The organism is Pseudomonas sp. Z003-0.4C(8344-21) (genome assembly GCF_900104975.1).
Lineage (GTDB): Bacteria > Pseudomonadota > Gammaproteobacteria > Pseudomonadales > Pseudomonadaceae > Aquipseudomonas > Aquipseudomonas granadensis.
Genome location: NZ_LT629756.1, coordinates 2,191,719 through 2,208,526 on the forward strand (window position 1 = coordinate 2,191,719; position 16,808 = coordinate 2,208,526).

At 60.9% G+C, this 16,808-nt stretch carries 12 protein-coding genes; 3 read left to right on the top strand and 9 right to left on the bottom strand.

Annotated features, from left to right (window positions below):
- Positions 1 to 142 precede the first annotated feature (142 nt).
- Positions 143 to 1,033 (top strand): ATP-binding protein, encoded by an 891-nt coding sequence (locus tag BLU24_RS10135; protein WP_093099720.1) that lies wholly within the window; start codon positions 143 to 145, stop codon positions 1,031 to 1,033.
- A complete protein-coding gene (locus BLU24_RS10140) occupies positions 1,030 to 1,512 on the top strand; it encodes a GAF domain-containing protein (RefSeq protein WP_093099722.1) in 483 nt (160 codons plus the stop codon). Before BLU24_RS10135 ends, BLU24_RS10140 begins: the two co-directional genes overlap by 4 nt.
- On the opposite strand, the gene BLU24_RS10145 is transcribed toward BLU24_RS10140, so the two are convergent.
- The 8 genes from BLU24_RS10145 to BLU24_RS10180 all read right to left on the bottom strand — a co-directional run bounded on the left by BLU24_RS10145 (position 1,513) and on the right by BLU24_RS10180 (position 13,421).
- Positions 1,513 to 4,458, bottom strand: coding sequence for an HD domain-containing phosphohydrolase (locus BLU24_RS10145; protein ID WP_093099724.1), 2,946 nt, complete (start codon positions 4,456 to 4,458; stop codon positions 1,513 to 1,515).
- 47 nt (positions 4,459 to 4,505) lie between these two features.
- The gene (locus BLU24_RS10150) at positions 4,506 to 8,150 is read right to left on the bottom strand and encodes a transporter substrate-binding domain-containing protein (protein ID WP_093099727.1); all 3,645 of its coding nucleotides are present in this window, start codon (positions 8,148 to 8,150) and stop codon (positions 4,506 to 4,508) included.
- Positions 8,151 to 8,158: 8 nt separating this feature from the next.
- Positions 8,159 to 8,785, bottom strand: a complete 627-nt coding sequence (locus tag BLU24_RS10155) for a response regulator transcription factor (protein ID WP_090284913.1) — start codon at positions 8,783 to 8,785, stop codon at positions 8,159 to 8,161.
- Positions 8,786 to 9,694: 909 nt separating this feature from the next.
- A complete protein-coding gene (locus BLU24_RS10160; protein ID WP_090284911.1) occupies positions 9,695 to 11,023 on the bottom strand; it encodes a deoxyguanosinetriphosphate triphosphohydrolase in 1,329 nt (442 codons plus the stop codon).
- A 76-nt stretch (positions 11,024 to 11,099) separates the two neighbouring features.
- On the bottom strand, positions 11,100 to 12,263 hold the full coding sequence (locus BLU24_RS10165) for an EAL domain-containing protein (RefSeq protein ID WP_093099729.1): 1,164 nt from the start codon (positions 12,261 to 12,263) through the stop codon (positions 11,100 to 11,102).
- 119 nt (positions 12,264 to 12,382) lie between these two features.
- Complete coding sequence (locus BLU24_RS10170; RefSeq protein ID WP_090284907.1) at positions 12,383 to 12,721, bottom strand: hypothetical protein; 339 nt, start codon at positions 12,719 to 12,721, stop codon at positions 12,383 to 12,385.
- A complete protein-coding gene (locus BLU24_RS10175) occupies positions 12,718 to 13,104 on the bottom strand; it encodes a phage holin family protein (RefSeq protein WP_090284905.1) in 387 nt (128 codons plus the stop codon). The genes BLU24_RS10170 and BLU24_RS10175 overlap by 4 nt, the downstream gene beginning before the upstream one ends.
- 2 nt (positions 13,105 to 13,106) lie before the next feature.
- The gene (locus BLU24_RS10180) at positions 13,107 to 13,421 is read right to left on the bottom strand and encodes a DUF883 family protein (protein ID WP_090284903.1); all 315 of its coding nucleotides are present in this window, start codon (positions 13,419 to 13,421) and stop codon (positions 13,107 to 13,109) included.
- Between the two features lie 305 nt (positions 13,422 to 13,726).
- Here BLU24_RS10180 and BLU24_RS10185 point away from each other — a divergent pair, with 305 nt between their 5' ends.
- Positions 13,727 to 14,935, top strand: coding sequence for an ammonium transporter (locus BLU24_RS10185; protein WP_090284901.1), 1,209 nt, complete (start codon positions 13,727 to 13,729; stop codon positions 14,933 to 14,935).
- Here BLU24_RS10185 and BLU24_RS10190 read toward each other — a convergent pair.
- Complete coding sequence (locus BLU24_RS10190; RefSeq protein WP_093099731.1) at positions 14,932 to 16,644, bottom strand: cation:proton antiporter; 1,713 nt, start codon at positions 16,642 to 16,644, stop codon at positions 14,932 to 14,934. The genes BLU24_RS10185 and BLU24_RS10190 overlap by 4 nt on opposite strands.
- Positions 16,645 to 16,808 lie beyond the last annotated feature (164 nt).

Genomic DNA, 16,808 nt, shown 5'->3' on the forward strand with positions numbered 1-16,808 from the left:
CCTTCGCTGCTCAAGCATAGTCGATCATGTATGGATACCGAGGTTCCCGAATCGCCTTGTAACAAGGCTTGCTCGGGTGATTTGGGTCTGTGTGTCGTCGCTGGATCGTCATCATCACTGTGAACGTGCCCGAGGAGAAGACGTGGATTCCCGATTGAATGCTTTTCTTGAACGCGCCGAGTCGGTTCTGGCGCGCATCGAACCATTGTTGCCGGCGCCACGGCCGGTAATCGACTGGGGCACCTGCCTGGCCGCGCGCTGGCAGCGCGACGGGCGCAGCGGCTATCTGCTGCCGCTGGAAGTCAGCCTCGACATGCGCTTGTCGGACCTGATCGGTGTCGACCGGCAACTGGAACAACTGGGCCGTAACACCCAACAATTTCTCGATGGCATGCCGGCCAACCATGCGTTGCTCTGGGGCTCGCGCGGTACCGGCAAGTCGTCGCTGGTGCGCGCGCTGCTGGCGGAACACGCCGCGGCCGGACTGCGCCTGATCGAGATCGAGCGTGACCATCTGGCAGACCTGCCACGAGTGGTCGAGCAGATCGCCAAACTGCCGCAACGCTTCGTGCTGTTTTGCGATGACCTGTCGTTCGAATCCGGCGAAGGCGATTATCGCGTGCTGAAAAGCGTGCTCGATGGCTCGCTCGAGCAGGCGCCGGACAACGTCTTGCTGTACGCCACCTCGAACCGCCGCCATCTGGTGCCGGAAAAGGAAAGCGACAACGAAAACTGGAAACGCGTCGACGGCGAACTGCATCCCAGCGAAGCCGTTGAAGACAAGATCGCGTTGTCGGACCGTTTCGGCCTGTGGCTGTCGTTCTACCCGTTTACCCAGGAACATTTCCTCAACGTCGTCGAACACTGGATCGGCCAGTTGGCCGCGAAGGCCGGCTTGAGCTGGCAGCGTGATGAAGCGCTGGACATTCTCGCCGTGCGTTGGGCCACCGGCCGCGGCAATCGCAACGGACGTTGCGCGTATCAGTTTGCCCGCTATTGGGTGGGCCTGAAATTGCTGGAGCACAAGGCATGATCGATTTGCAACAAAGTGGCCGGGGCCTTGAAGGCTATGGTCTGTTGGCGGCACAGCTGGAATCGCTGTTGGCGGACGAGCGCGATTTTATCGCCAACGCCGCGCAGTTTTCGGCATTTCTGTTCAACCAGCTCGATGACCTGAACTGGGCCGGTTTTTACCTCAATCGCAACGAAGAACTGGTGCTTGGCCCGTTTCAGGGCCAGATCGCTTGCGTGCGCATTCCGTTCGGTCGCGGCGTGTGCGGTGCGGCAGCGGCCACCCGGCAAACCCAACGCGTCGAGGACGTGCATGCTTTTCCCGGTCATATCGCCTGTGACAGCGCGTCGAACAGCGAACTGGTCGTGCCGCTGGTCAAGGACGGTCGCCTGATCGGTGTGCTTGATCTCGACAGCCCGAAACTTTCGCGTTTCGCTGCGCAGGATCAGGCCGGCATCGAGCAACTGGCGGCGATTTTCCTGCGTCTGACCGATTGCTGATCACGGATCGAGGCCAGCCTTGAGCAACAGGCTGGCCGGGTCGACGCTGTCGATCTGCGCCGGGTCGAGAAAACGCTCGGCGTACTGCCGGTACACGCCTTCGCTGATGAACAGGCCAAACAGCTGCGCATCGATGTGCGCTTCGCGGCACATGGTTGCCATGATCGCCAGTGCCTCGCTGAGGGTCTTGGCTTTCTTGTAGGGGCGATCGGCGGCGGTCAGTGCTTCGAAGATATCGGCAATCGCCATCATCCGCGCCGGCAGGCTCATTTCTTCGCGCTTGAGACGTTTCGGGTAGCCGGTACCGTCCATTTTTTCGTGATGGCCGCCGGCGATTTCGGCAATGCTCTCGAGGTGGCCGGGAAAGGGCAGGTGGCTGAGCATCATGATCGTCTGCACCATGTGGTGGTTGATCACATAGCGCTCCTCGCGGGTCAGCGTGCCGCGGCTGATGCTCAGGTTGTAGAGTTCGCCGCGATTGTATTTGTAGCGCGGCACATCGAGCTTGAAACCCCACGGATTGTCTTCGGGAATCAACTCGTTGGGGTCACGTTCGAGCAGATGTTCGGGCTTGTCCGCCAACAGCTTTTCCCGGACCGGTAAGCTTGGCGCGGGTGTGCGTGCCTGCCGCCGGTTCTCCTCCCACGAAACGCCCAGACGATCATCCAGCGTACGCATCCAGGTGCGCTGCGCCAGTGTGTTCAGGCGTTGCAGATCGGCGTCAGCCATGGCCTCGCTGCCCAGGTTGCAACGCGCGACAAACGCAAAATCGTCATCCAGCGCCGCCAGCGTCGTGTCGCGCAGGCCCGCCAGGGCGGACTCATCGCCGCCCATGGCAAGTGCCTGCCAATAGCTGACCCAGGCATCGCGCTTGAGTACTTCGAAACGCGTGCGGATTTCGTGGATGCGGTCGTTGATGGTTTCCAGTTTGGTGGCCTTGTCGACCACGTATTCCGGCGTTGTTACCTTGCCGCAGTCGTGCAACCACGCGGCGATGTGCAGGGCTTCCCATTCATCTTCGCTGGGCTGGTAGGCACGGAAGGCCGGCGCATCGCTGGCCGCTGCCGCCTGAGCCAGCATCAGTGTCAGCTCCGGCACGCGCTGGCAATGCCCGCCGGTGTAGGGGCTTTTCGCATCGATGGCGCCTGCCAGTAATTGAATGAACGCATCCAGCAGTTGTTTCTGCCGCGCTTGCAGGCGCTGGCTCTCGATGCTCACTGCGGCGGCTCCGGAAACGGCCTGCAAGAAGGCGATACGGTCCGGTCGCAGTTTTTCCAGATCGGCCGTGGTGCCGCTGTCATTGACCAGCAGAATCAGCAGGCCGATGGTTTCGTCATGGCGGTTGTGCAGACGGATGCCGATCAGATGGATGCGCGGTGATTGCATCGCCAGCAGGACTCTTTGCAGATCCCCGGCCTGATCGAAACCCAGATGGCTGACGACATTGTTGGCGCTGATCAATTGCTCGAACCACTCGGGGCCGTTGCTGTGCTGCAGGTCGTGGCCCTGTATCTCGAAAGTTTCCAGTGCCTGGGGCGCGCCATCGATGACCAGCCCGTAGGGCTCCATGCGTGTGCTGTCGCTTTCGCGCAGGTAAATCAGTCCGGCCTGCGCCTGGGCGATCTGCACCGTTTCGAACAGCACCCGTTGCAACAGAGAGGCGAAGCGCGTTTCCGCGCCGAGGGTGTCGGTGATGCGGAAAAAACTCGCCAGGGTGTCTTTCATCCGCGCCATCGACACGCTCAACTGATCGACTTCGAGCACCGGTGAGCGGCGTGCCGAGGGAAAGTCGAAATTGAAACTACGGATCGCGTCGGCCTCCTTGACCAGCGCGTGCAAAGGCTTGACCAGAATCCGGGAAATCACCCAGCCCAACGGCAGGCACAGCAGCAGGATCGCCAAGGTGATCAGCGCGCCTTGCCAGCGCAAGCGGTAGGCATCGACGAGCAATTCGTCTTCTGGCACCAGCAGCGCCAGTTGCAAGCCCTTTGGCCCGCCTTCCTCGACGGTGCTGCGGGCGACGATCCACTGGCGGCCTTCGGCGCTTACGCGATTGCTGGTCTGGTCCCCCGTCAGCAGTGCATGCAGGGCAGGGCTCAGATCGGCGGCCTTGGCCAGGCTGGCCGCGCTGCCCTTCACGATCAGGCGTTGGCTGTCGGGGTAGGCCACGGCATTGCCGTCTGCATCGAACAGGGCGATCTCGGTGGACGGCGTGACCACATGCTTGCTCAAGGTTGCCGACAGGGCGACCAGTGTCAGGTCGGCGCCGATCACGACGTTGTCGCCACTGCGTCGGGCCAGGGTGGTGCCGACATTGTGTGTGGAGAAAAATACGTAGGGTTCGGTGGTGATCTGCTCGTTTCGCTCGCGCGCCTGAGTGAACCAGGCGCGACTGCGCGGATCGTAACGGTCGGCGAGGTTGTCCTGACGGCCGACCGGCAGCAGTGCCGGGTCGAAAAACAGCGACTGCGAGTGCAGGTTGCCCTGCGCATCGTGCTCGATGCTCCAGACCTGAAACGCAGCGGCCTCGGGCGCTTTGAGCAAGGTCTTGATGGCGGCGCTGCGCAATGGCCGCACCATGAAAAAGTCGCCGTTGGCATAACCCAGGTACAGCGAGGCCAGGCTTGGGTTGTCCGTCAGCGACTGGCTGAACGGTCGCAGCAAGGGCAGGCGTTGCTCGAGGTTGACGGCCTGCGCGGCCGGATCACCGGCCAGCAGGCTCAGCAGATGGCGGATCGGTTGATAGGTGGCGGCCATGTCCAGACGCACATCCTGTTCGATGCGGTTGAACAGTTTCTCGCTGCTCGACAGGATGATCTGCGTGGTCTGGCGGTAATTGAAAAGCCCCAGCACGACCCCGGTGAGCAGCAGCAGGCAGGTGAACATGACGCTGATGTGGACGTGCAGCGGTAACCGGCGTTGTTCCGGGCGCAGTGGGCTGGGCATTTCTGGCTCTCCATGATGGTTAACTCACTGCTCAGCACCCAGCATAGTTAAGGCGGGCTCATTGTGCTTTGCTCCGACAGTGTCAATTGTTGTTGCAAAGCCTGCTCCAGTTCGAGCATCGCCTGATCGCTCGCTTCGCAATGGCGAGCAAGCTCATCGGCTGGCGCCGCGTTGATGCAAGCCTGTTCGAGGGCTTCGCAACATTCGATGACGCGTTTGGCCTGAGCGATCCGCGCGGCGCCCTTGATCTTGTGCGCGACCTCCGCCAGCGCCGCACGGTCACGCTCCGGCGATAACGCCAGCAACTCCTGGCGGTCAAGACGACTGCTCTTGAGTAACTCGGCGACCAGGCGACGGGTCTGTGTCGGGTTGCCGCCGGTCAGCGTGTCGAGGTTTTGCACATCGAACGCCTGGCCTGACGACGCCGGGGTGATGCCGTCGACCCATTCACTGAGCAGGCTGAGACTCAGCGGCTTGAACAGGCAATCGTCCATGCCTGCCTGCTTGCAACGCTGGACCTCTTCCGGTTGCGCATTGGCGGTAAAGCCCAATACGGTGCAGGGTGGACAACGCGTCTGCATTTCATGCTGGCGAATGGCGCGGGTCAGTTCATAGCCGTTCATCAGCGGCATGTTGCAGTCGACGATCACCAGATCGAAGTGACCGGCCTTCCATCGTTCCAGACCGACGCAGCCATTTTCGGCAACACTGAAGCGATGGCCGAGAAATTCCAGCTGCTGGCACATCAGCAGGCGATTGGCCGGGTGATCATCCACCACCAGCACGCATAAAGGCGTTCGCGCTTTTTTGATCGCAGCTTCGTTTTTGCCGGCGCTCACCTGTGCCGGCAGGGTTTCCACAGCAAGCGTGATGCACACCTGAGTGCCGATTCCCGGCTGGCTGCTTAATTGCAACTGGCCGCCCATCATTTCGCACAGGTTACGACTGATCACCAGGCCCAGACCGGCGCCGCTTCGGCTTTGTCGATGGCTGTTCTGTGCCTGGGCAAATGGCGCGAACAGGCGTTGCTGGTCCTCGGCGTTGATACCGACGCCGCTGTCCTGCACGGTCAACTGCATCAGCGCGCGGCCTGGCGCTTCGGTGTTCATCAGATCAAGGGTGATCCTGACCTGGCCCTGCTCGGTGAACTTGATCGCGTTGCTGACCAGATTCGACAGCACCTGCTTGAAACGCAGTGGGTCGAGATAGACATCGACGGCCAGCTCCGGTGGATTGAGCAGGGTTTGCAGGACGAGGTTTTTCTGCCGGGCGAGGCCGTCGAAAATGCGCGTGACCGATGCCACGGTGTCGACCAGATTGACCCGCTCCGGGCACAGGCTCAGGCGCCCGGATTCGATGCGCGCAATGTCGAGAATGTCACCGATCAAACCGAGCAGATCCTTGGCCGAATGGTAGGCGGTGTCGATCGAAGAACGATCCGGGTGTTGTTGATCCATGCGTTTGAGGGTCAGTTCGAGCATGCCGATCACCGCGTTCATCGGTGTGCGGATCTCATGGCTCATGGTCGCCAGAAAGGTGCTTTTCGCCCGGTTGGCCTCGTCCGCCTGCTCCTTGGCCGCGCGCAGTTCATCGAACAATTGACGACGCTCGCTGATGTCGATCCAGCCGCCGATGATGCCCTGTACAGCGCCGCTGGAATCGCGGTACGGCAATATCCAGTGGTAGATCGTCAGGCGCCGGTTGCCGATGTGCAACGGCCGGTCGACCACCATCGGCGTGCCTTCGGCAACCACTCGCTGGTAATCGGCGTGAAAGGCGTGGGCCTCGAAAGCATTGCTCAGGGTGCCTTCAATGACGCTTTTGCCAATCACGTCCTCACGCTTGGCAGCAAATGCTTCGAGGTAGCTTTCGTTGCAGCTTTGCAGCAAGCCCTGGCGGTCGCGCACGTAAATCGGATGCGGCGTGCCGTCGACCAGTGAACGCATGAACTCCAGTTGATCGTTCAGCGCGCGTTCGGCGGCCTGGCGCTGTTTGATCTGGTGGCGCATGTAGGCGTTCCAGGCCAATAGCAGTAACAACAGCAGACATGCGCCGAGAATGACCTGATAAAACAGGCGCTGGTAGTTGTGCCAGATGTTCTGTGAGGCGGTGGAATAACCGCGCCACCGGCCATTGATAACGCCCAGTTCATCCGGTGCGATGCTCAGTAGCGCCTTGTTGATGATCGAGGTCAGCTCGGTGTTGTCACGCGCCGTCGCCAGCGAAAATGCGGCCTGACTCGTACCAATGGTGGTAGTGATCTGCAGCGGCTGATTGAAGATCCGCGAGGAAATGAAGTAGTTGGCAATGACCAGCGAGTTCACCGCGCCGTCGACCCGGCCTTCGGCAAGTAGCGACACTGCACTGAAGGTGTCCGCGGTTTCAATCAGATGGATGCGCGGATATTCCTCGCGCAGGTAGTCCACCATTGGATTGCCCTGGGCAATTGCCAGTTGCTTGCCGCGCAACTGGCCGAGATTGGTCGGGCCGTCGGCGCTTTTGCGCGTGAGCAACACGTAGGAGTTTTCCAGATAGGGCCGACTGAAGCTCAGGTGTTTCTCGCGTTCTTCCGACGGCAGCAGCGCGGCGATCAGATCGGCTTGATGGCGATCGATCTGCTCGATCATTTCCGCGTCGTTACGGCTGCGCCGGATCTCGAAACGCAGATCGGTACGCAGGCGGATCAGCTCGAGCAGGTCGGCGCTGATGCCGCGAAAATTGCCGTCGTTATCGAAAAACGTCAGTGGTGCAAACGCCTCGTTGACCACCACGCTGACCACCGGATGCTGTTTGAGCCAGGCTTCTTCGCGTTCAGTCAGTTGCGGTTTCTGCTCGCTGAGCAGCAGATCGCTACCGGCGCTCCAGCGTTTGGCAATGCTGTCACGTTCACTGGCCGGCACGGCTTTGAGCACACGGTCGATGATGCTCAACAGTTGCGGGTTGCTGCGGCGCACCGCGAAGCTGAAGCCCTGGGCTTCCTGCTTGCCGAAGTTGGCCATGCGCACGTTGTTCAGGTAGCCCTTGTTGATCATGTAGTGGGTGGAAAGGGTATCGCCGAGAAACACATCGGCCTGGTCGAACGCTACCGCGTTGATTGCGTTCTGGTAGGAGGGATAGCAGGTAATGAGCGCTTTCGGATACAGCGCCTTTACTTCGGGCAATGGCAGGTAGTGATAGACCATGCTCAGCCGCAGCCCGGCGAGGCCTTCGCTGAGCGAGCGGGTTTCGTCCTCGCGGGTGACCAGCACCGGTTGATCAAAAGCGTAAGGGGTCGACAGGGCGAGGTTGGCGTTGCTGGCTTCGAAGCCGTTGGCGGTCCCGAGCAGGTCGACCTGGCCATCGAGCAAGGCGCGAATCGCTGCATCGCGCGAAGGGAAGCGCTGCACCCGGATCGGCAGACCGGTGGCCTGGCCCAGCAGTCCGGCGTAGTCGGCAGTGAGGCCTTCGTAATCCTTGCCGCTGACCGTCATGTCAAAGGGCGGGTAGTCGGGCGCCGAGGTGCCCAGCACCAGTTCGTTGCGTTCAAGCAGCCACTGCCGCTGCGGCCGGTCGAGCATCACCGTCATCGCATCGCTCGCCGACCGGCTGAGCAAGGCGTAGTCCGGCGAGGAGACGGGCAGGGCAAAGACGTTTGCGCTCAGCAACAGTCCTGCGCTCAACGCGATTAGATAGTCCTTCAAACGACTGGGCATGCTGGCTCTCACACGAGTGCGTTGCGTTTGGCCATCTCGATAAGTTCTACAAGGGATTTGGCTTTGAGTTTTTGCATCAGGCGCTTCTTGTAAGTGCTAACGGTTTTATTGCTCAGAAACATGCCCTTGGCGATTTCCTTGTTGGTGCGGCCCTGGGCAAAAAGTTGCAAGACCATCAACTCGCGGTCATTAACGGATTTGAACAGTTCAAGTTCGGCATAACGAACGTCGTCATTGCGAACGGGGTTCAACGCTTGACTGGGAAAGTAGTTGTATCCGGAAAGTACCGCTTTGATCGCACTGACAAGTTCGCTCAGGTCCTCCTGTTTGCAGACATAGCCTGAGGCGCCGGATTGCATGCAGCGAATGCCGAAGAGGGTCGGGCACTGTGCGGTCAGGATCAGGATTTTCAGCGGTGAGCCCATGGCATTGAAGCGCGCCAGTACTTCCAGGCCGTCCAGCTTGGGAATGCTCACGTCGAGGATGACCAGATCGGGCATGCATTCGCGGACCATTTGCATGGCATCGACTCCGTTGTCGGTCTCGCCGACGACCTTGTAACCTTCATGTTCGAGCAGCATTCGAACGGCGAGACGGATGACCGGGTGATCGTCGACAATAAATACGGAGTTCATAATCAAATCCCATGCGAACACGAATAAAGCGCGCACCTTAGCTCAGTTGCATGAGCACTCGCAGGGAGTGACGGGGTCTGCGTCATGGTATCGGATAAGTCCTACAATCATTGAGGAAGCGGACTACAGTTGAACTGGGTTTGGCGTAAGGAAGTGCAGGATCGGGATGGGCTTTTAGTTTGGCTTGAACGAGTGGTAAGTGTTGGCGGGGGATCGCGTTTTTTTATTGTTTAAAGTTGCGGGTGTGTGGGGTTTATTTGGGGGCATATCCGTTGCTGCGGTAACGGCTTCTTATGGTTTCGCCCTTACGGCGAGGCACTTTTTCCAGACGCCGAAAAAGTACCCAAAAAGGCTTGCTCCTGCGTTCGGCCCTCGCAGGCTCGGGTCCCTTCGCTCCGGAATCGATCCGGGCGCAGCGGCTACGGTTTGCTTCGCTGCACCTACTCCCGCTGTGTACGACTTCGTCGTACGGTCGCTGCGCTCCCACGCCCGGATCGATCCCTCCACTCAGCCTTCCGATGTCGCTGGTTACGCAAGATCAAGATCAAGATCAAGAGCACGCGAGCTAACGCTCATTGTTGAGTGGTTAGAAGCGGGTGGTTGGCTTTGGATTTTTGGTGTGGCTGCCCCTCACCCCGGCCCTCTCCCCCTGGAGAGGGAGCCGATCTGTGTGCTTTTCAAGTGCTGTATTCGACTCGGTATCGCGCGTTGGCGCATCTATCGCATCCACCACGATCAGTCCCCTCTCCCTCCGAGGGAGAGGGAGCCGATTTGTGGGCCGTTCAAAATTTGGGTACGACTCGGTATCCCAAGTCGGCGTAACTCTCGCATCCACCACGATCAGTCCCCTCTCCCTCCGGGAGAGGGCTAGGGTGAGGGGCTGTTGATCTTTGTGGGCGTGCGCAGGCCTTAGTGGCTGGAGCGTCCGGTCATTTCCAGGGCCATGTCGCTGGCATAGCTGTCGGTCATGCCGGCGATGAAGTCGATCATGCGCAGGAATGAGGTGTGTAGCGAGCCTTGCGGGTCGGGGGCGTTGCTGCCGAGCAGGTCGAGGATCCGTCGGCTCTTGAAGGACGGGGTGCGGCCGTTGTGTTGTTCCAGTGCGGCGCCGCAGAAGGAGTTGAGGAGGATTTCCAGGGTGGTGTAGGCGCCGATTTCGTGCAGGGTCTTGCGTTTGTCCTGGAAGATTTTCTTGCGTGCGATGTCTTTGGCGTTCAGTACGCAGCGTTTGGCCGGGCCGTGCATGTGTTCGACCAGGTCGCCATGCAGGGTGCCGGCGAGCAGTGCGTCCTGCTGTTCGACGAAGGCGCGTGCGGCGGCGTTGGTCAGGTGCTCGATGGCTTTGCCGCGCAGGATTGCCAGTTTGCGTCGACGCGAGTCTTGCGGTCCGAGCAGACGATAGGTTTCCGGCAGGTCATCGCCGACCAGGCCGAGCAGCAGCGCTTCGACTTCGGCGTATTCCAGCAGCTCCATTTCGAGGCCGTCTTCGAGATCGATCAGCGCGTAGCAGATGTCATCGGCGGCTTCCATCAAATACACCAATGGATGGCGCGCCCAACGTTGATCTTCGATTTGCGGCAGGCCGAGTTTGTGGGCGATCTGCTCAAGCAGGGGCAGTTCGCTCTGGTAGCAGCCAAATTTGTGTTTCTTATAGCCCAGCGAGTCGGCGTGGCGTGCAGTCCAAGGGTATTTCAGGTAGGTGCCGAGGGTCGCGTAGGTCAGGCGGGTGCCGCCGTCGAACTGGTGGTATTCCAGTTGCGTAAGGACGCGGAAGCCTTGGGCATTGCCTTCAAAGTTAAGGAAGTCGCCGCGTTCGGCTTCGCTCATGCCGTCGAGCCAGCCGCGACCGGCGGCCTGCTGGAACCAGTGGCGGATGGCGTCTTCACCGGAATGGCCGAAAGGCGGGTTGCCGATGTCGTGGGCCAGACACGCCGATTGCACGACCATGCCGAGGTCGGCCGGGTCGCACCATTCGGGTAGCGCGCTGCGCAGGGTTTCCCCGACGCGCATGCCCAGCGAGCGGCCGACGCAGCTGACTTCCAGCGAGTGGGTCAGGCGCGTGTGAATGTGGTCGTTGCTGGTGACCGGGTGCACTTGGGTCTTGCGCCCGAGGCGGCGGAAGGCGCCGGAGAAGATGATCCGGTCATGGTCTTTGTGAAAAGGGCTGCGGCCGAGTTCTTGCGGGCTGTGCAGCGGCTTGCCGAGACGTTCGCGGTTGAGCAGGGTGTGCCAATCCAAGGCTGTTTCTCTCCGTCAGGAAAACTCGAATATTGGCCGTTAGCTTCCCGGTTCGCGTACGCTCCTGCAAGCGGAACTACAAGCCGGCAGCGTCGATGTCGATCAGCAACAAGCGCTCGCCGTTGTCGAAAAACTGCCCGGCGGTGAGGCAATACTGGTTGCTGGTGGCATCGCGGTAAGTGCTGGACAGGGTCAAACGGCGTTCCTCCCAGCCTTCGGCGAGCAGATGGTAGAAGTACGGGCGCCACGACCAGTTGTGGCCCAGGTATCGGTTGTCGGCGACCCAGCGATGCTGGCGCCACTCCAGGTTCGGCGTCAGTTGCGTGCCATGGCGATCGCATTGATAAAAGCGCAGCAGCCACGGGAAGGCGTCCAGTTGTGGCAGCGCGCTCAATGGTGCGTGGGCCTGCGCCCAGGCTTGCAGGATCGACATCAGTTCGGCCAGTTGCTGGCGCATCTGCATCAGCCGCCCGCGCTCGGCGAGTTTCTGCCGCACATAGCGCTGACGCAGTTCGGCGAACCGCTGCACAAACGCATCAGTGGGGAAGAACGCCTCTTGCGCCCGGGCGAAGAGAAAACCCTGCACGTAGCGCGACCCGCATTCCAGCGCAAAATTGAGCTGCGCTTCGGTTTCGACACCTTCGGCAATGATCCAGCAGCCGGTCTTCTCGGCCATTTGCGCCAGCGCCTTGACCACGTCACTGCTCGGCCCTCCCAAGGCTGCGGCCTGAAACAGGCGCATGTCGAGTTTGAGAATGTCCGGTTGCAATGCCAGCACCCGATCGAGCTGGGAATACCCGGCGCCGAAGTCGTCGATAGCAATTCTGGCACCAGCCTCGCGATAACGCGCGACCACCTCGGCCAAGCGTTGATCATCGCCGCCCAGTTCGGTGATTTCGAAGACGATGCGCTGCGGGTCGACCGCGTGTCGTGCCAGTTGCCCGAGGCTGGGCAACGCTTGGCCGGCGCGCAGGCGGCTGATCCAGCGCGGCGACATGTTCAGGCTGAGAAACCAGTCGGATGGCGCTTCGTGCAGGCGGCTCAAAGCGTTGTCACGGATCTGTCTGTCGAGGCGGCGCAGGGCAATCGCGGGCGTACGCGGATCGGCGAACAACGGACCGACCGAAGCCAGTTGGCCGTCAGCCTGGCGCAGGCGGCCCAGCGCTTCGACGCCTGCAATCAGTCCGGTGGCGGTATCGATGAACGGTTGAAAGCAGGCGAGCGGTTGCCCGTCGATCACGGGGCCTCCTTGGTTCTTGTTTTGATGAACCCCGATGGCCGCGCAGGCGTGCGGGATTGAACCTGCGGATAACAGGTTCATCCCGCCGTCAGTGCAAGAATGTAGCCAGATGGATCACTTCAACGTTTAGCCGAACTCTGCATGACCAGTTTGATCAGCGGCCCCAGCGTGGTGCCGAGCCGGATCAAGCGGCTGACCCCACCGGCGCCGCCGCTTTTCGCGCCTTTGCCGGTGAGAAAGCCCAGCAGCGTAACGGCAGCCACGCCCCACAATGGCGCGTGTTTGATACCGAAGCCGCTGTGCAGACCCTGCGTCATGCCGCGCACGCGCTGCAAAGGCTGCAGAACCTGCCCGGCCTCATGGCGGATTTCCTGGCGATGCATTTCCATGCGCAGGCGAATCAGCGCCTTGCGCATTTCTCGGCGTGAGCTGTTATGCGGCAATTGAGGATGGCTCATGGCAGCAGGCGCTCCCGGTCGTTGGCCAGCTCTTCGAGCGTGCCGTGGAAAGGCGAGGACTCATCGAAGATGGCCGCCTTGAGGCGCAGTCCGCAGAAGATCGAGGCCAGGGTATAAAAAACGCACAGCCCGATGATGGCGGCCAGGCGATACGTATCCCAGAACAGAATCATCACCAGCGTCGATAACCCCACCAGCAGCAACAGGGCAAAGACCAGCGCCAGCCCGGCGAACAGCAACAGGCTGACGGTGCGGGATTTCTGCTCCTGCAATTCGATGCCGAACAACTCGACATGACTGTGCAGCAGACCCAGAACAGCGGCGCCCAGGCGTCGCGTGGAAGAGGCGGTGCCCGCAGTCGGGCCGGATTCACCGATCGACATGATCAGCGCCGAGTGGCCAGCAGGCCAATCAGAAAGCCCACGCCAGCGGCAATACCGACCGACTGCCATGGGTTGGCCGACACGTATTCTTCGGTGGCGGTGACAGCGGCCTGACCGCGTTCGCGCAGACTGTCTTCGGTCAGTTTCAGGGTTTCGCGGGCACGCAACAGGCTGTCGTGGATCTGCGCACGCAGCTCATCGGCCTGATCACCGGCCAGGGTGGCGGTGTGCTCGAGCAAACGCTCGGTGTCGGCGACCAGGGTCTGGAAGTCGTTCATCAGGATGTCTTGAGCAGTCTTTGCCTTGATGCTGGCCATGGGGTGGATCTCCGTAGTGACGTCTGAAGCGTTCGAGTATGAGCCTTGCGCGAAGGTTCAGTAGAAATGACTGGTACGACAATTGCTGTGTTGTGGTGCGTCGCCCGGGCATTGTGCGCTGATGCCGGGCGTACGCCCCGGGAAACCTTGTTCCGAATGATCGCGGTTCGTGTCAGCACATCGACCTGATGCGCCAAAGCAGTTCGCTGAAGATCCCATTCGGTGCCTGTCTGGTTGCAACTTGGTGCATGAATTGTGCGCATGAACCGCTTTGGTGCCTTTTCTGCCGTTAGGTCTGCCTGCTTATGGAAAATCTGCAAAGCGCTGTGGACACGCTGGTTCACAGTTCCAATACCTTGTTCATTCTGATCGGTGCCGTCATGGTACTGGCGATGCACGCCGGTTTCGCCTTTCTGGAGGTCGGAACGGTCCGGCAGAAAAACCAGGTCAACGCGCTGGCGAAGATCCTCAGCGATTTCGCCGTCTCCACGTTGGCCTATTTCTTTATAGGCTATTGGATCTCTTACGGTGTGACGTTCATGCAACCGGCAGCGGTGCTGAGCGCCGATCACGGTTACGGACTGGTGAAGTTTTTCTTCCTGCTGACGTTTGCTGCGGCGATCCCGGCGATCATTTCCGGCGGTATCGCCGAGCGCGCACGTTTCGTTCCGCAGTTGTGCGCCACGGCGCTGATCGTCGCGTTCATTTATCCGTTCTTCGAAGGCATGATCTGGAACGGCAACTACGGCCTGCAAGCCTGGCTGACGGCGCAGTTCGGCGCCGCGTTCCATGACTTTGCCGGTTCCGTGGTGGTGCATGCCATGGGTGGCTGGCTGGCGCTGGCGGCCGTGTTGCTGCTCGGTCCGCGCAATGGCCGCTACCGCGATGGGCGTCTGGTGGCGTTCGCACCGTCGAGCATTCCGTTTCTGGCATTGGGCTCGTGGATTCTGATTGTCGGCTGGTTCGGCTTCAACGTGATGAGTGCGCAGACGCTGCAGGGCGTCAGTGGCTTGGTCGCGGTCAACTCGCTGATGGCGATGGTTGGCGGCACAGTGGCGGCGTTGATCGTCGGGCGCAATGACCCAGGCTTTCTGCACAACGGCCCGCTGGCCGGGTTGGTGGCGGTCTGTGCCGGTTCCGATCTGATGCATCCGGTTGGCGCGCTGCTGACCGGGGCGATCGCCGGCGCACTGTTTGTCTGGTGCTTTACCGCCGCTCAGGTGAAGTGGCGCATCGACGATGTGCTGGGTGTATGGCCATTGCACGGCTTGTGCGGCGTGTGGGGTGGCATCGCCTGCGGGATTTTCGGCCAGACCGCGCTCGGCGGTATCGGCGGTGTCAGCCTGATCAGCCAGTTGATCGGCACGGGGCTCGGCGTCGCGGTGGCGCTGGTCGGCGGCTTCGTCGTCTACGGCATGATCAAGGCATTGCATGGTCTGCGCCTGAGCCAGGAACAAGAGTATTACGGTGCCGACCTGTCGCTGCACAAGATCGGCGCGGTGAGCCAGGATTAAGTCTCGGCATCGTCGGAACCGGGATAAAAACCATGCAGCAGGCGATAGCGGTCGATGCGCACCTGATCGACTTGTTCCTGCACTTTATGCGCGGGCAATCCGAGCATGATCAACGCGTGAGAGGCGAGCATCAGGCTTGACTCCAACAGCTCCGGCACCACTTCAGTGGCGCCGGCGGCTTTCAGTTCGGCCCACTGGCTGTCGTCGCGGGTGCGCACCAGAATCGGCACATGGGCATTCAACCGCCGGGCTTCCTTGAGGATGCGCAGGGCGACATCGCTCTGATCCACGGCGATCACCAACAGTCGCGCACGTAGCAGGCCGACGGCGGTCAGCAGGTCGCCACGCGCCGAGTCGCCATAATGCACGTCACTTTCGCCATGGGTGGCTTCCTGTACGCGCACCGGGTCGTTGTCCAGGGCGATGTAAGGTTGTCTGGCATTGCTCATGAACCGCCCGATCGATTGGCCGACACGGCCGTAGCCGCAAATCACTACGTGTTGGTTGAGGTCGGCATTGAGCGCGCTGATTTCTTCGATCTGCGCTTCCTGATTGGGTTTGCGATGCAGGGCTGCGGCGATGCGTGGCGCTGCACGCAGCAACAGCGGAGTCAGCAGCATCGAGCAGAATGTCGCCGCCAGCAGCAGGTCGCCCAAGCCCTCGGGCAGCATGCGGTTCTGTTGCATCTGCGCCATCAGTGCGAAGCAGAACTCGCCGCCCTGGGCCAGCGCCAGACCGCTGCGCCAAGCGGTTTCGCTGTCGCTGCCGCGCCATTTCACCAGCAAGGCCACCACGATGCCCTTGATCACTATCAACCCGACGGTGAGGCCGAGGATTGACAGGCTGTGGCTGAGAAACAATTGCAGGTCGATCAGCATGCCGATGCTGACGAAAAACACCCCGAGCAGGATGTCGCGAAAGGGCCGGATATCCGCCTCGATCTGGTGGCGGTAATGGCTTTCACCGAGCAACATCCCAGCGAGAAAGGCGCCAAGGGCAGGGGACAGGCCCAGCAGGTGGGTCAGCCAGGCAGTCAACAGCACGATCACCAGCGCCAGCAACACAAACAGCTCTGCCGAGCGCGAGGCCGCGACTTCGTGAAACAGCCGCGGCAGCAACCAGCGACTGGCCAGCAACAGGCCGACGAACAGCACCACGGTTTTTCCCAGCGTCAGCGGCAGCGCCCAGTACCAGGCTTGCTCGCTGCTGCCGGCGAACACCGGGATCAGGGTCAGCAGCAACACCGCCACGACATCCTGAAACAGCAAAACCCCCACCGCATTCTGCCCATGGCTGCTGAACACTTCGCCGAGGCTGCCCAACTCTTTGGTGACGATTGCCGTCGACGACAACGAAAGCCCGGCGCCGAGCAGCAATGCAGGCGTGACCGGCATGCCCAGCAGCACCAACAGCAACCCGAGCAACGCGGTGCTGATCAGCACCTGCTGACTGCCAAGGCGAAACACGACCTGGCGCAGGGCAATCATCTTCGACAGGGAAAACTCCAGACCCAGCGAAAACAGCAGGAATACCACGCCCAACTCGGCTACATCCGGCAGGTGTTCGCTCTCGTTGACCCAATCGAACGCACTCGGCCCGACCAGCAGTCCGACGCACAGATAGCCCAGCACTGGCGGCAATCGCAGCCGTCGAAACAGGGCGATCACCACGAGGGACGAGGCGAGGATGATCAACAGATTGGCGAACACTGGACACTCCGGCGGCGGCTTCAGGCTTTTCAAGCGTAGAAGCAAAAAGACCGCAAGCATCGCGCAATCGGCTTTTCTGCGAACTGATGTGCGTCAGGGTTTTGCCAGCGTTGCGTTGATTCGGCGCTGGAGCCTTTGGGCGGTGCTGGCTCGACGGGTTTTGC

Coding starts and splice junctions, on each gene's coding strand:
- BLU24_RS10140 (WP_093099722.1), top strand. CDS start 1,030: ATGATCGATTTGCAACAAAGTGGCCGGGGCCTTGAAGGCTATGGTCTG.
- BLU24_RS10145 (WP_093099724.1), bottom strand. CDS start 4,458: ATGCCCAGCCCACTGCGCCCGGAACAACGCCGGTTACCGCTGCACGTC.
- BLU24_RS10150 (WP_093099727.1), bottom strand. CDS start 8,150: ATGCCCAGTCGTTTGAAGGACTATCTAATCGCGTTGAGCGCAGGACTG.
- BLU24_RS10155 (WP_090284913.1), bottom strand. CDS start 8,785: ATGAACTCCGTATTTATTGTCGACGATCACCCGGTCATCCGTCTCGCC.
- BLU24_RS10170 (WP_090284907.1), bottom strand. CDS start 12,721: ATGAGCCATCCTCAATTGCCGCATAACAGCTCACGCCGAGAAATGCGC.
- BLU24_RS10175 (WP_090284905.1), bottom strand. CDS start 13,104: ATGTCGATCGGTGAATCCGGCCCGACTGCGGGCACCGCCTCTTCCACG.
- BLU24_RS10180 (WP_090284903.1), bottom strand. CDS start 13,421: ATGGCCAGCATCAAGGCAAAGACTGCTCAAGACATCCTGATGAACGAC.
- BLU24_RS10185 (WP_090284901.1), top strand. CDS start 13,727: ATGGAAAATCTGCAAAGCGCTGTGGACACGCTGGTTCACAGTTCCAAT.